The following is a 14901-nucleotide window of genomic DNA, read 5'->3' on the forward strand; positions in this document are numbered from 1 at the left end:
GCGGCGTCCTGCTGCTTGATCCGGGCGGGCCGGGCGGCGAAGGGCTCAACCTGCCGTGCGAGATCGGGCACCGCGCGTCGGGCGCGGTTCTCGACGCCTACTCCATCCCCGGTGCCCGGATGCCGGGGACGGCGGCACCGTCCAGCTCTGACCATGTCGTGCTCAGCGGCCTCGCAGCCAACTTCGCAACGTGGACGCCTCTCGAGCAAGCACGGCGGGATCGTCGCCGGGGACGAACTCAAGAGAGGCATCGATCGCCCGCCCCGTTGCGGCGAGCAGCCGCAGAGCCTCCCGCCACAAGGCCTCTCTGCGGGTGAGCGGCCAACGGTCGCGGTGGGTGGGCCACCAGCTGAAGACGTGCACCGCGTCCACCCGGTCCAGCACCGCGCGCAGGCCCGCCAGCGCCTCGTCGTCCGGCATGCCGTTCGGCGGCTGCCAGTAGGTCCGCAACCCCGGCACATCGTCGAGCATCGACAGCGCCGAGTCGATGTCGTCGGTGAGGGTGTCGGCATGGAACTCCGTCGCCACCACGATGTCCCCCGCCGTGTCGACGCACCGCCGCAACGCGTCCAGGACCTTGCGCCTGTCGATCGCACAGGCCGACGCCTGATTTCCCGCCCAGACCCGCACGCGCGGCGCGCCGAGAGCACGCGCGGCGGCCAGAACCTGCCGCCACACCCGCCTGTCCTCGTCCGGATCGTCGATGGTGCCCGCCCGGTAGTACGAGCCCAGCGCCGACACCTCCAGGCCGGCCGATCTGGTGGCCTCCCCCACCTGCCGTGCGACCGTCTCATCGCCCAGCGGAACGTGGGCGTCCTGGCCCCATTCCACGCGGTCGAGACCGGCGTCGGCGGCGAGCGTGATGATCTGTTCCGCTGTCAGAGCTCTGTAGGTCACGCTGCACAACCCCGCGCTGAGCGTCGCCGCGTTCATCACGACTCGACGCGGAGGCCGGAGGTCCGGACCGACGACGTGCCGCTCGACAACGGAGCGGAGACCGTGGGGACTCCGTCGAGACGCACCGCGATCGACTCGCCGCCGGACAGCTTCAGGGCGACCACGTCACCGTTCACCTCCACCTCCGGTAGGGGCGGCTCCTGCTCTGCTCCCGTAAGCAGGACCAGGCTGACGTACATGGCGGTACCCCCGGGATGGGCGTCGCGGATCAGGTACGGCGTGGCGGAGTGGCGGCCGAAGGCGTTCACCCCCTGCGCGGTCGCCGTGCCCGCGCCGGTGTAGCCGTACAGCCCGCGCATCACGCTGGTCAGGCCGTCCGCGCGCCGCGCGAGCGCCCAGTCGCCTCCTGACCGGGTCGCGGACGGCTCCGGTCCGGCGAGCGCGTGGCCGCCGTCCCTCACCACGTGTCCGGCCGGGGCCGTGACCTGATGGATCCGTATCTCGGCCGCGCCGTCGATGACGGAGGCGGTCACCACCCGGACGGGGCCGTCCTGATAGGCCGAGGCGGCGAAGCGCTCCCCCACGGCGAGGAGCTCGATGCGGCGCCGCCTGGAGGCGACTCCGTCCGGCGATATCACCGTGAGCTGCCCGTCGGGTGCCTCGTCTGTGATGTCGGGGCCTGTGTGGGTGGTGTAGGCGAGCCTCAGGTAGTGCGGGTCCGGGGGTCCCGTGGGATCTTGCACCCGCTCGCGGTCGCTTCCGTGGTTGACCAGCCGGACGACACCGTCCTCCCTGGTGGCGTGCACCAGCCAGCCCGGCGCGGGCATCGCCACCGTCTGGTCGGCGACCTCGACCGGCATGGCCGCCTCGGCCTCCGTCCAGACCGGGTGCCGGGGTGACAGCAGCAGGCCGAGGAAGGCCTTGCTGGCCCAGTAGGGCGACCCCGGGCCGGAGTAGTCCTGCGTGCCCGGTGGGAAGGCGTCGTACCAGCCGCACGTGAGCAGGCCACGGTCGTCCGGGGCGCCGTGCTCGACGAAATGACGCAGCACGCCGCTCGCGATCCGCCTGGTCCGGCCCGGGGGAAGGGGCGAGGCGCCGGTCAGCGCCCCCAGCCACAGCGGTGCGACCGTCGCGAAGCGATAGATCAGCGAACGCCCCTGGTGCACCGGCCCGCCGTCGGCGGCGAACAGGTGCTGGTACTGCGTCAGGAACAGGCGCAGGCGTTCCGCGTAGAGCTGTTGACGGGCGGTGTCGCCGGCCATCCTCGCCCACAGCGACGTGTACAGGTGCATCGCCCAGCCGCAGTAGTAGTCGAAGTTCTTGCCCTCGCCGTCGGAGTACCAGCCGTCGCCGACGTACCACTCCTCGATCCGCTCCAGTCCTCCGGCGATCTCGCCCGGGTCGTGCGGCCCGCCCACATCGGCCAGGAACTGCTCCACGACCACCTGGAACAGCACCCAGTTGTTCGCCGGCGTGCGCCGCCCGATGAATCCGGCCAGCCACGCCGTCACCCGTTCCTGCTGTGCCGGCGACAGGCGGTCGTACAGCCAGGGACGGGTCTCGTGAAGCGCGAGCGCCACCGAGGCGGCCTCCACGAGCGGTTGGGCCATGTCGGCCAGGGGCGGCCAGGCGTACGGGTGCGCGCGGTCGGTGCCGGCCACGAGCCCCGCCGCGTAGCGCTCCAGCAGGACGGGCGGCACGTCGCCCTCCGCCCCCGCGATGCGGAAGGCCGCGAGCAGGAAAGTGCGTGCGAACCCTTCGAGCCCGTCGCTCACCGGACCTGACCTGCTCGGCCGCCCAGGCAGGCGGAACTGCGCGAAGCCGTCCGTGGCGTACGGCACGACCGAATCCAGCAAGTGATCCGCCACGCTCTCCCAGTGAGCGCGGGTCCAGCCGGTGTACCCGGACAGTTGGGGGTCTGGAGGGGGGAGGCACAGACGGGCAGGCATAAAACGGATACTAAGCCGATCACCATTGGGAAGTCACGACACGAACACCATCGCACAGAAAACGCTTCACCACCGACCCGGCAGGCGGCAAGTGGTCCAGCGACCTGGCGCGCTCCGTGGTCACCGACCGCGCGTCACGACCTCAGACAGCCGCCGCCGACGGTTCTTCCAGGTTCGGGCGGACGGAATCGCGGACGACGATGTGGGTGCCGAGCAGGACGTGCTGGGCGCTGCCGGTGCTTTCGCTTTCGAGCGCCAGCCGTACGGCCGTGCGGCCCAGTTCCTCGTGAGGCACGTGCACGGTGGTCAGGTCGATGTCGGCGGCCGGAGGGAGGTCGTCGAATCCGACCATCGAGACGTCGTCGGGAATGCGCAGCCCGCGTTCGCGCAGCGCCTCCCGGGCACCGGCGGCGATCAGGTCGTTTCCCGCGAAGACGGCGGTGAAGTCACGCGGCCCGCTGTCGAGACGCTCGCGCATCATGCGGTAGCCCTCACGCCGCTCCATCGTGCCGTCGACCTCCAGCCCCGGGTCGTGCGGGACACGGTGCGCGGCCAGCGCCGCGCGGTAGCCGGCGATCCGGCTCTCGGGGGTCGTGTATCCGGTCCGACGGCCCAGGAACAGGATGCGCTTGTGACCCGCCGAGAGCAGGTGACTGGTGACGGCGTGGGCACCGCCGGTGTTGTCGTATTCGACCACGATGGCCGGTACGTCCGGCCCCAGCGGGGGCCTGCCGCACAGCACCAGTCGCGAGCCCGCCGCGGCCAGGGCGCGGGCGTAGTCGGCCATGCGCTCGCGGTACGCCTCGTCGGCCACGATGTTCCCGACGAGGATCACGGCCTCCGCGTGCTGCTCGCGCATCAACTGGATGGTCGCCAGTTCCCGCTCGGGATCGCCGCCGGTGGTTCCGACGATGCACAACCTGCCTTCACGTACGGCCTGGTCCTGCACCCCCTGCGCGACATGTGCATAGTGCGGGGAGATGACGGAGTTGACCACGATGGCCACGTTCTGAGGGCGTACGCCGGCAAGCCCTCGAGCATGGGCGTTGGCCACATAGTCGAGTTCGCGCACCGCGCGCATGACTTTGCTGCGCGTGGTGGGAGCGCTGGGATAGGTGCCGGAAAGAATCCGCGAGACGGTGGCGACCGAGACCCCGGCGCGTTCGGCCACGTCCCGGATCGTCGCGGGGCGGGGTCGTCCGTCCTCGGGCGTTACCCGGCGAGGCATCCGACCTCCCTGTGTCCAACAACCTCATGAAACCGCTTCAACACGAAGATGCTACACGGGAAGCAGCACGTCAAATCACGGGTAGCCAGCCATCAGAGGGCCGGGCGATCTTATGAAATCCCTTTCACGCAGGTGGCGTACGTAACCGCTTCGCCTTCTGACCGATCAGGCAGCACAAATCTTGACTTGCATGCCAGCTCGTGGTGCTATCCCATCCATGTAAACGGTTAAACCATCTCAGGTTTCGCCGACGTTACACACCCCCAATTGCGTTCGTTCGAAGTGGAGTCCCCCCATGGCGACGATGTCCCGACGAACCCTGATCAAAGGCGCGGTGCTGGCAGGCGCGGCCGGGCAGATGGGCTGGAGCGCCGGCACAGCGCAGGCGGCCGCGACTTATGAGGCGGGTGCCGCCGACGAGGGCGTCCGGCTCACCTGGCTGGAAGGCGTCCCCCGCGTGCTCGCGGCCGGGGCCACGTGGGGCGTGCCCTGGCCCAGGGGCACGATGCCCCGGACCCAGTCCTTCGCCCTGCAAACGGCAGCGGGACAGCAGGTGCCGGTACAGACGTGGGCCACGGCGTACTGGCCGGACGGGTCGCTGAAATGGACCGCGCACGCCATCGGGCCCGAAGTCGCACCGTCGGAGTACTACGTGCTCGGGCCCGGCTCCCCCGCCGCCCCTGCGAAGGCGATCGCCGTGAGGAACGCCGGCAACGAAGTGGAAGTGGACACCGGTGTGATCAAGTGCCGGATCCCCAGGAAGGGCAACCGACTGGTGTCCGCGATCGCCCGCGGAGACCGCGAGATCGCCAGGAACGGCCGCCTGGTCTGTCTGCGTCAGGGCGACGCCGGCGACGACGAGACAGGTTCGGTCAAGGTCGAGCGGTTCGAGAGCCAGACCGACAAGGTGGTGGTCGAGCAGTCCGGGCCGGTCCGCGCGGTGATCAGGATCGAGGGCGGGCACCGGCACGGTGGCCGTTCCTGGCTCCCCTTCGTCGTGCGCCTGTACCTCTACGCGGGCAGCGACGGGATCCGCGCGGCGCACAGCTTCGTGTTCGACGGCAACGAGAAGAAGGACTTCATCAGAGGGCTGGGCATCCGCTTCGAGGTGCCGATGCGGGACGCGCTGCACGATCGCCACATCCGGTTCGCAGGGCAGGGCGACGGCGTGCTGTCCGAGGCCGTGCGCGGTGTGACCGGACTGCGCCGCGACCCGGGCGCGGCGGTCCGCCAGGCGCAGGTCACCGGGCAGGCAACACCGCCGGTGGCCACCTGGGACAGCCGGGTCAGCTCGCGCCTGGAGCTCATCCCCGCCTTCGGGGACTACTCCCTGCGCCAGCTCAGCGCCGACGGCTTCCAGATACGCAAGCGCACCAGGCCCGGCCACGGCTGGATCGAGGTGAACTCCGGCGGCCGGGCGGGAGGACTCGGCTATGTCGGCAGTCCCAGCGGCGGTTTCGCCTTCGGCCTGCGCAACTTCTGGCAGCTGCACCCCACCCAGCTCGACATCCGCGGCGCGGCCGGCGACGTCGCCGAGGCCACCGTGTGGCTGTGGTCACCCGACGCCGGGGCGATGGACCTGCGGTTCTACCACGACGGCATGGGCCAGGACACCTATCCCGAGCAGTTGGAGGGCCTGGAAATCACGTACGAGGACTACGAGCCCGGCTTCGGCACGCCCTACGGCATCGCGCGCACCAGCGAGCTGATGTTCTGGGCGCTGGACGCCACGCCCACGGCGGAACGGCTGGCGGACATGGCGGGAGCCGTACGTACGCCACCGCTCGTCGTCGCGCCACCCTCGCACCTGCACGGGGCGAGGGTGTTCGGCGACTGGTCGCCGGTGGACCGCTCGACCCCGGCGAAGGCGGCGATCGAGGACCGTCTGGACTTCCTGTTCGACTACCACAGCAAGCAGGTCGAGCAACGGTCTTGGTACGGCTTCTGGAATTACGGCGACATCATGCACACCTACGACAAGGACCGGCACACCTGGTGCTACGACGTCGGCGGCTACGCCTGGGACAACTCGGAGCTGTCGACCGACCTGTGGCTGTGGTACCACTACCTGCGCACCGGCAAGGCCGAGGCGTTCCGGTTCGCCGAGGCGATGAGCCGCCACACCGGTGAGGTCGACGTCTACCACCTGGGGAAGTGGCGCGACCTGGGCACACGGCACGGCGTGCAGCACTGGGGCGACAGCGCCAAGCAGGTCCGCATCAGCAACGCAGGCTACCGGCGGTTCCTCTACTTCCTCACCGCCGACGAACGCGCCGGCGACCTGCTGCGCGACCTCGTGGACTCCGACCGCTCCTTCCTGGCCCTCGACCCGATCCGCAAGATCCGCACCGGGCCATACGAGCCCGACCCGCACGCCCTCGGCGTCGGCACCTGCACCGACTGGGGCGCGCTGGCGCTGGCGTGGCTCACCGAATGGGAACGCGGCGGTGATCCGATCGCCCGCACCAAGCTGCTGAACGGCATGCGCACCATCGCCGCGATGCCCAACGGCTTCATCCGGGGAAGCGGCTGGTACGACCTCGACGACGGCACCTTCAGGCCGGACGACACCGCGGTCGACGTCGGCGCACTCGGTGCTGTCTTCGGGCTGGTCGAGTTGTGCAGCGAGGTCATCTCCCTGACCGGGGACGAGGCGTTCACCAAGGCCTGGCTGCAGTACTGCCGCCTCTACAACGGCACGGCCGCCGAGCAGCAGGCGGAGACCGGGCAGTCCTTCGGCAGCCTGAACCTGCGTCAGGCCCACTCCCGGCTGACCGCCTACGCCGCCGCCAAGCTCGGCGACGCCGGCCTCGCGGCGCGGGCGTGGAAGGAGTTCGACACCGGACACGCCGGCTACCCCAAGAGCCTGCGGTTCACGTCCGTGCACGTGGAGGGCCCGAAGGTGCTCAAGCCGATCGACGAGGCCACCTTCGCCTCGGCCAACGCCTCCGCCCAGTACGGCCTGGCCGCCATCCAGTGTCTGGCCCTGGTCGGCGATCACCTCGCCTCGTGAGGCCGTACGCCCCTCCACCCGGCGCGGACTCCGATACCTGGTCCCGGCACGTACGTGCCGGGACCGACGGCGAGCAGAGAAGGGAGTGGTCTTCGCAACGCATCGACACGTGACCTGGATCCTCAGCGCTTACTCGAAGGCGCCGGCGCTCCGCCGCCGGCGCCGTGCAGAAGGAGTCTTCTCTTGAGACACTCACCCATCGCGTCACGCCGCGGCAGTCGGCGGCGTGGCCTCCTGACCGCGGGTGTCACTGTGGCCCTGGCAGGCGCGGGCCTGACCGTGCCAACGGCCGCGGAGGCGGCCACCGGCTGCCGGGTCACCTATGCGGTGACCAATCAGTGGCAGGGCGGCTTCGGCGCGAACGTCACCATCACCAACCTGGGCGACCCCGTCGACGGGTGGACCCTCACCTGGTCCTACGCGGGCGGCCAGACGGTGACCCAGGCGTGGAACGCCACCGTCACCCAGTCGGGTGCGCAGGTCACCGCCAAGAACGTCAGTTACAACGGCGCCCTGGCCACCAACGCCGAAACCTCATTCGGGTTCAACGGCGCCTGGAGGGACGACAATCCCGCGCCTACCGGCTTCACCCTCAACGGCACCAAGTGCACAGGCGCCCCCTCCGTCCCCTCCCCGAGCTCGACCCCGACCCGGAATCCGAGTCCGAACCCGACGCCCACGACCTCGCCGGTCCCTGGCGGCTCGCGGAAGATGGAGAACCTCGGCCGCGGGGTGGTGGCCGTACGGTCGAACAGCACCAATGTGCTCGTGACATGGCGGTTGCTGGGGCTCGACCCGGACGGCATCGGCTTCAACGTGTACCGGTCCACGGCGGGCGGATCGTGGGTCAAGCTCAACTCGTCCGTTCTGACGAAGGGAACGAACTTCGTCGACTCCACGGCCGACCTGACCCGCTCCACCAGTTACCGGGTCCGGCCCGTGATCGGCGGCGACGAGCAGTCGCCGAGTGAGGCCTTCACGCTGAGCGCCAACCACGCCGTCGAGCCGGTGGTCCGCGTGCCGCTGCGCTCCGGCGGTCCGGTGAAGTTCGTCTGGGTCGGCGACCTCGACGGCGACGGCGAGTACGACTACGTGCTGGACCGGCAGACCAGCCCGCAGAAGATCGAGGCCTACCGGCGGGACGGGCGGTTCCTGTGGCAGGTGGACATGGGGCCCAACAGCACCAACCAGAACAACATCGAGGGCGGATCGTCGACGATCGACGTGGGCAACTGGGACGGCGTCACCGTCGCCGACCTCGACAGCGATGGCAGGGCCGAGGTCGCCGTACGGATCGCCAACGGGGTCACATTCGGCAACGGGGCCAAGTTCACCCAGAGCGACAACAACCGCCAGTACATCGCCATCCTCGACGGCATGACCGGCGCGGCCCGGGCCACGGCCGCGGTCCCGACCGACTACCTGTCCGACGGTCCCATGTACGCGCGTTTCGGGGTGGGATACCTCGACGGGGTCAATCCCAGCCTTGTGGCGTTCATGAAGAACCGCATCGGAAGCGGGGACTTCAACCTCATGGAGAGCGCCTGGAAGTTCGACGGCAAGACCCTGGCCCTCCAGTGGAAGTGGCGGCGCGGCAACCAGAACGCCCCGGACGGCCACAACACCCGCATCATCGACGTCGACGGTGACGGCAAGGACGAGGTCGCCGAAATCGGGTACGTTCTCAACGGGAACGGCACCTTGCGGTACTCGCTGGGCCCCAAAGGCGTCGTCCACGGTGACCGCTTCCACATCGCCAAGATGGACCCCAGTCGGCCCGGCCTACAGGGGTACGGCGTGCAGCAGGACAACCCCAGCGGCCTGCGTGAGTACTACTACGACGCCGCCACCGGCACCATGATCTGGAAACACGTCGAGGACGGCGTCACCGATGTGGGGCGCGGCATGGCCGGCGACATCGACCCCCGCTTTCCCGGCATGGAGGTCTGGTCCTTCTCCGGCGTCTACAACGCCGCGACCAACCGGCTCACGGAAAGCGACACCTCACTGCGGCCGTGGCCGCAGATGGGCCTGTGGTGGGACGGCGACCTCACGATGGAACTGCTCAACGACGGCAAGTTCGAGAAGTGGGATCCGGACAACCCCACCCCCACCAACCGCACCCCCCGGCTGCTGAACATCTCCCAGTACGGCGCGGTCGACGCGGCCCAGGGCGTGAACCCCACGCTTGTCGGCGACATTCTCGGCGACTGGCGGGAGGAGGTCGTCTACACGAACGCGAGCTACGACGAACTCATCATCTTCACGACCAACCAACCGACCACGACCAGGCTCTACACACTGGCGCACAACCCGGCCTACCGGAACGCCATGACGCTCAAGGGCTACATGCAGTCCCACCACGTGGACTACTTCCTCGGAGCCGGCATGACCAAGCCGCCCCGGCCCGACATCACCTACGTCAGGTGACATCGCGAAGGTCCTAGCGATGTCACGCGCATGAGCACGGCCGGCGCCCGACGTTCACCGCGGCGCGCCGGCCGTGCTCCACGTACGGGAGGACTCGGCGAGCCGGGTTCAGGATGAGGCGAGACCGTTCCGCCGGGCGACGTCGCCCAGGTAGCGGGCGCTGTCCTTCACGGTGCGCCGCTGTGTGTCCCGGTCCACCCCGATGAGACCGAACGCCGGGCGGTAGCCGAGCATCCACTCGAAGTTGTCCAGAGCCGACCAGTAGTAGTAGCCGCGCACGTCGACTCCCGCGGCCAGGCAGCGCTCCAGGCCCCGCAGGGCGAGGCGGATGAACTCCACCCTGCGCGTGTCGTCGGCGGTGGCCACGCCGTTCTCGGTGACGATCAGCGGCAGGCCGGCCGCCGCCGCGCGCCGGACGACGTTCTCCAGCGCCTGGGGATAGAACTCGTAGCCCATCTGCGTGAGCTCGGCGCCGTCGGGGAGGACCGCGACGCCGTCCGCGTCGAGCAGTACGCGGGTGTAGTTCTGCACCCCGAGGAAGTCGTCGCCGTCCAGCGCCGGCAGGAAGTCGTCGAAGAGCTCGGCCCACCTTTCGCGGGCGGCCCTCTCCCCGCCCGCCTCGGCCTGGAAGTCCTGCAGGGCGAGGGTGAGGCCGACCCGGGTGGCCGGGCTGACCTCCTTGATGGCGCGACGTGCAGCGACGTGGGCCCGCCGGACGATCGACTGCCCCGACTCGCTGAAGGTGAGCAGGAACACGTTCAACTTGCCGGGGGTGGTGCGGAGCGCGGCGGCGCCGACATCGCGCCATGAGGAGAGGCCTCCGGCCAACGTCTCCCCCAGCCCGACCGGCGCCTGCTCGCTCCCGTCCGGCGGCTTCACACCTGCGGTTTCCTCGATCGTTCTGCGGGTCAGGGCCGCGATGTTGGCCTCGTTGACGGTGCACGCGTACGGGATCAGCTCACCGAGCTCGCCCATCACGAGCCGGCAGTAGGCCGCGAACCGTTCCGGCGTGCCCTCGTACTCCCAGCCGCCCAGCCGCATCAGCCACGCCGGGCTGGTGAAGTGGTGCAGCGTCACCATCGGGGTCACGCCGAACTCGTGACAGGCCGCCAGCACGTCCCTGTAGTGGGCGATCGCCGCCCGTGAGATGAGGCCGTCCTCGGGCTCGACCCTGGCCCACTCGATCGAGAAGCGGTAGCTGGTGAACCCGAGCTCCTTGAGCAGGGCGATGTCCTGACGATACAGCCGGTAATGGTCGCAGGCGTCTCCGCTCGGTTCGATGAACAGGCTGCCGGGCGCGTGCTCCAGTGCCCAGAAGTCGCTCGCGATGTTGTTGCCCTCCACCTGGTGCGCGGCGGTCGCCGTACCCCAGAGGAACCCGTTCGGAAACGCCACGGCGTGCTCCTTCCTCGTGCGATGTCATGGCGGCGTGTGCGGTCGCGACGAGCGACGAGCGACGGCGCGGTGCGCCGCCGCTCGTCGTCGCAGCAGGATGCGCGTGTTCGATCGGGACGTCCCGGATCCGCGGGACGCGCGCCCGCTACCCGGCTCCATTCCGGCTCGGCCGACGGGCTGAGCCCGCCGGTTCACTGGGTGGCCGCGTGCTCCTTGGCCAGTTCCTCGGCCACCTGGTCACCGCCCGCCTGCCGCCACTGGGTGACGACGTCCTTCCACGCCGACAGCGGCTTGCGGCCGAAGACGACCGCCGCGATACCGTCACCGATGATCTGGTTCAGCTGGGCGCCCTTGGCGGCGTCCGTGGCCGAGCGCAGCCCGGCCTGGGGATTCGCGATGCTCTTGGGCAGGCTCGCTTTCTCCCACTCGTACACGGCCTTGGCGGCCTCCGGATAACCGGGCAGGTAGAGCGCCGACGGCGCGACGCCGATGTACTTGACGGGCAGAGTGGTGTTGTTCTCGGTCTGGTACAGGTCGGTGGTCTTGATCCCGTCGGCGTCCTTGGTGAAGTGCACGCCCTCGACCCCGTAGTTGACCAGCTCGTACTCCTTCGTGCCGAAGGGGGCGCTGAGGTAGTCGCAGATGCGCAGCAGCAGCTTGATCCGGTCGGGTGAGGCCTTCTTGAACGCCACGTAGCCGAACAGGCCGGGACCTCGCCACGGTGTGGGCCGCGGGCCGTACGGGCGGCCCAGATCGAGGTCGAACCCGCCGTTGATCTTCGTGAGCGTGGCCAGCGCCACCGAGCCGAAGCCGTCGTTGATCGAGGCGACCGTGCCGTTGTGGTAGTAGCTCTGCATGTCGGTGGAGCTGACGGTGAGGCTGTCGGGGTAGACCGACTTGGCCTCGACCAGCTTGCGCATGACGTCGAGAGCCTGCTCGAACTGCGGAGCGGCGATGGTGTGGGTGAAGTGTCCACCGGTGACCGCCCATGTGTTGGGCGCGCCGAGGGAGCCGGCGTGATAGGTGACGCCTCCCAAGCCGCCGAACAGGGTCTTGAACCAGCCGGTCCCCCACTTGCGGTCGTGTGTGAGCTCGCGCATCGCGTCGAGGTACTGCTCGGTCGTCCAGTCCAGCGGGATGCCCGCCTCGTTCAGGGCCGTACGGTTGACGAACAGGCTGTTGGCCGGGGCCGGGCGCTCCAGCGGGACGCCGTAGATCCTGCCGTTGATCCTCCCCATGCCCTTCCAGGCGTAGGTCGGGATGTTGGCGAGGTTCGGATAGTTCTTGATCGCGTCGCCCGCCACGTGGTCGGACAGGTCCGCGCACTGCGACTGGATGAACTCCGCCGCGTGCGGCAGCGCCAGGTTGGTGAACATGATGATGTCCGGTATGTCGCTGCCCGCGGCCATCAGCGTGGCCATCTTCTGCCCGTACTCCGGATCGGGCACGACCACCATGTTCAGATCGATGTTCAGCGCCTTGTTGATCTCCTGCCAGAACCGGTTCTCCCCGACCGGCTTCGGCGGCGGCCCGAAGGTCACCACCAGCGCGGTGACCTTGGAGCCGTCACCCACGGTGTCGTGCACCGACTGCACCAGCTTGTCCGGATAGCGCAGGTAGAGGGGTTGCACGCCGGAGGCGTCGCCCGGAGCGTCGGGCGTGGGGCCGGCGAAGGGCACGTACGCGGGCCAGGGCACCAGTTTCTTGCCCGCGTTGGAGACGTCGCCGGACGTTCCGCCGCCACTTCCGCAGGCGGTGAGCAAGGGCGCCGCGGCCATGCCGAGCACGCCCGCACCCGCCATTCTCAGCAGGGCGCGGCGGTCGATGGTGCTGTCCATGACGAATTCCTCTCCCGGCGCAGCGCGCCGAAAGGATCTGGTTGGGGGGTGAGGATCAGGCCTTGAGCGCGCCGGTGAGCACGCCCTTGGCGAAGTACCGCTGCAGGAAGGGGTAGACGAGCACGATGGGCAGCGTGGCGAGCACGACGACGGCCATCTGGACCGACTGCGGGGAGGCCACGGCCAGCTCGCCGCTGGTCTCCGCGATGGAGGCGCCACCCGTGACGTACTGCCGGAGCACCGTGCTGATCGGCCACTTGGACTGGTCGTTGAAGTAGATGATCGCCTCGAAGAAGCGGTTCCAGTACGCCACCGCGTAGAACAGGCCGATCACGGCGATGACCGCTTTGGACAGCGGCAGCACGACCCTGCGCAGGACGACCAGCTCTCCCGCGCCGTCCATGCGCGCCGCATCGATCAGCTCCTTGGGGATGGACTGGAAGAAGCCGCGCATCACCACGAGGTTGAACACGTTGATCAGGAACGGCAGGACGAGCGCGGCGTACTGGTCGAACAGGCCGACGCTGCGCACCACGAGGAACAGCGGCACCATGCCGGGCGGGAACAGGAAGGTGAACAGGACCAGCAGCAACATCGGCTTGCCGCCATAGACATCAGGCCTGCTGAGCGTGTAGGCGAGGGCGATGGTGCACACCAGGCTGAGCGCCGTGCCGATCACGGTGACGCCGGCGCTGACGAGCAGAGCGCGGGTGATGATGCCGCCCTTGAGTATGTCGGCGTACGCGTCGAACGACAGGTGCTCGGGCCAGATCACCCAGCCGCCGTTGTCGATGACGTTCTGTGGGGTGGCCAGGCTGGTCGCGAGGACCGTCCACAACGGGAAGACCACCAGGAGCACGACCACCGTGAGCGCGACCGCCTTGGCGATCCGGACAGCCGGGGTGGGGCGGCCCATCCACGCCGGCGCACTGGTCCTGCTCATCCCTTGTAAACCCCCTGCTCGCCAAGGCGGTGCGCGACCTTGTTCGCGATGTAGATGAGGACGACTCCGATCGCGCCCTTGAACAGCCCGACGGCGGCGGCGTAGCCGAAGTCGCCGCTGGCGAAGCCGGTGTAGTAGACGAAGGTCTCCAGCACCTCGCCCGCCTCCGGGCCGACCGACTGCCGTTGCAGGAAGAACTGCTCGAAGCCGATCGACAGGAACTCCCCGAGCCGCAGCACGAGCAACAGCACGATGACGGGCCTGATCGCCGGGAGGGTCACATGCCACAGGCGGCGGCTCCAGCCGGCGCCGTCCAGAGCGGCGGCCTCGTACATCTGCTCGTCCACCTGCGACAACGCGGCCAGGAAGATGATGGTCGCCCAGCCGCACTCCTTCCAGACGAGCTGTGCGACCATCAGCGGGTCATAGAGGTCGGGGTTGCCGATGATCGAGATCTGGCCCGCCCCCAGGTCGGACAGCCAACCGTTCACCACGCCCGCTCCGCCGAGCATCTGCTGGAACAGCGCGACGACGATCACCCACGACAGGAAGTGCGGTAGGTAGACGACGCTCTGCACGAACTTCCTGACCGTGTCTCCCACGATGCTGTGCAGCAGCAGGGCCAGGGCGAGCGGGGCGGGGAAGAAGAAGAACAGTTGAAGCAGGGCGATGACCAGCGTGTTGCGGACCGCGTTCCAGAAGTCCGGGTCGCCGAACATGCGCTCGAAGTGGGCCAGTCCGACCCATTCGCTGCCGGACAGGCCCAGGAAGGGCACGTAGTTCGTGAAGGCCAGGACGTTCCCGAACAGGGCGCCGTAGTGGAAGACCAGGAAGTACGCCAGGCCCGGAGCCGCGAGCAGCCACAGCACGCGGCTGGCGCGAGCACGCTGTCTGAACCGGCTCTGTGACCGGGACACGCCCGCATTCTCGATTCGAGAACCGGATCCGTCCGCGGCGGCGCGGGCTCGCGTCATGCTCACGTTCACTGCCCTCTCTCGCGGCCCGAACGATCTCTCCGTTCATACGGTGGTCATGAAGATAAAACGGTTACATAGAGCCGTCAAGAGCGATCTCTTACGTATCTGCATCTAGAGACGGCTATGCACTTCCCTGCTTGATCTCGGAGGTGCCTGAGATGGCAAACTATGCTGGAAGCGTTTACACGAAGCCGATCCCCTGCGTTCCGTCAGCCCGACCGAAGGAGAGCA

General features: G+C 68.9%; 9 protein-coding genes. 2 read left to right on the forward strand and 7 right to left on the reverse strand.

Translation table 11 applies throughout. The annotated features are described in order from the left end of the window. Positions 1 to 162: 162 nt before the first annotated feature. From ABZ857_RS05955 to ABZ857_RS05965, 3 genes are all read right to left on the reverse strand, one after another. Positions 163 to 897 carry a TIM barrel protein gene (locus tag ABZ857_RS05955; RefSeq protein WP_357038165.1) on the reverse strand — a complete coding sequence of 245 codons (735 nt, stop codon included), beginning with the start codon at positions 895 to 897 and terminating at the stop codon, positions 163 to 165. A gap of 35 nt (positions 898 to 932) precedes the next feature. Next, positions 933 to 2846, reverse strand: coding sequence for a DUF2264 domain-containing protein (locus ABZ857_RS05960; RefSeq protein ID WP_357038168.1), 1914 nt, complete (start codon positions 2844 to 2846; stop codon positions 933 to 935). A 142-nt stretch (positions 2847 to 2988) separates the two neighbouring features. Beyond that, a complete protein-coding gene (locus tag ABZ857_RS05965; protein WP_357038171.1) occupies positions 2989 to 4074 on the reverse strand; it encodes a LacI family DNA-binding transcriptional regulator in 1086 nt (361 codons plus the stop codon). A 304-nt stretch (positions 4075 to 4378) separates the two neighbouring features. Between ABZ857_RS05965 and ABZ857_RS05970 the strand changes: the two genes are divergently transcribed. Both ABZ857_RS05970 and ABZ857_RS05975 read left to right on the forward strand, forming a co-directional pair. Further along, positions 4379 to 7087 carry a Tat pathway signal sequence domain protein gene (locus ABZ857_RS05970; protein ID WP_357038174.1) on the forward strand — a complete coding sequence of 903 codons (2709 nt, stop codon included), beginning with the start codon at positions 4379 to 4381 and terminating at the stop codon, positions 7085 to 7087. 252 nt (positions 7088 to 7339) lie between these two features. Further along, a complete protein-coding gene (locus ABZ857_RS05975; RefSeq protein ID WP_357038177.1) occupies positions 7340 to 9517 on the forward strand; it encodes a cellulose binding domain-containing protein in 2178 nt (725 codons plus the stop codon). Positions 9518 to 9625: 108 nt separating this feature from the next. Here the strand turns inward: ABZ857_RS05975 and ABZ857_RS05980 are convergent, their stop codons facing one another. From ABZ857_RS05980 to ABZ857_RS05995, 4 genes are all read right to left on the reverse strand, one after another. Further along, positions 9626 to 10912: a family 1 glycosylhydrolase gene (locus tag ABZ857_RS05980; protein ID WP_357038180.1), complete on the reverse strand. Its 1287-nt coding sequence runs from the start codon at positions 10910 to 10912 to the stop codon at positions 9626 to 9628. Positions 10913 to 11103: 191 nt separating this feature from the next. After that, complete coding sequence (locus ABZ857_RS05985) at positions 11104 to 12750, reverse strand: extracellular solute-binding protein (protein WP_357038183.1); 1647 nt, start codon at positions 12748 to 12750, stop codon at positions 11104 to 11106. Between the two features lie 55 nt (positions 12751 to 12805). After that, positions 12806 to 13693: a carbohydrate ABC transporter permease gene (locus ABZ857_RS05990; RefSeq protein WP_357038186.1), complete on the reverse strand. Its 888-nt coding sequence runs from the start codon at positions 13691 to 13693 to the stop codon at positions 12806 to 12808. Beyond that, positions 13690 to 14610 (reverse strand): ABC transporter permease subunit, encoded by a 921-nt coding sequence (locus ABZ857_RS05995; protein ID WP_357038189.1) that lies wholly within the window; start codon positions 14608 to 14610, stop codon positions 13690 to 13692. The genes ABZ857_RS05990 and ABZ857_RS05995 overlap by 4 nt, the downstream gene beginning before the upstream one ends. Between the last annotated feature and the right edge of the window lie 291 nt (positions 14611 to 14901).

Origin of the sequence: Microbispora sp. NPDC046933 (assembly GCF_040644635.1) — a bacterium.
Lineage (GTDB): Bacteria > Actinomycetota > Actinomycetes > Streptosporangiales > Streptosporangiaceae > Microbispora.

Excerpts from the sequence above, each read along its gene's own strand:
- ABZ857_RS05960 (WP_357038168.1), bottom strand. The coding sequence starts at position 2,846 with ATGCCTGCCCGTCTGTGCCTCCCCCCTCCAGACCCCCAACTGTCCGGG.
- ABZ857_RS05965 (WP_357038171.1), bottom strand. The coding sequence starts at position 4,074 with ATGCCTCGCCGGGTAACGCCCGAGGACGGACGACCCCGCCCCGCGACG.
- ABZ857_RS05970 (WP_357038174.1), top strand. The coding sequence starts at position 4,379 with ATGTCCCGACGAACCCTGATCAAAGGCGCGGTGCTGGCAGGCGCGGCC.
- ABZ857_RS05985 (WP_357038183.1), bottom strand. The coding sequence starts at position 12,750 with ATGGACAGCACCATCGACCGCCGCGCCCTGCTGAGAATGGCGGGTGCG.
- ABZ857_RS05990 (WP_357038186.1), bottom strand. The coding sequence starts at position 13,693 with ATGAGCAGGACCAGTGCGCCGGCGTGGATGGGCCGCCCCACCCCGGCT.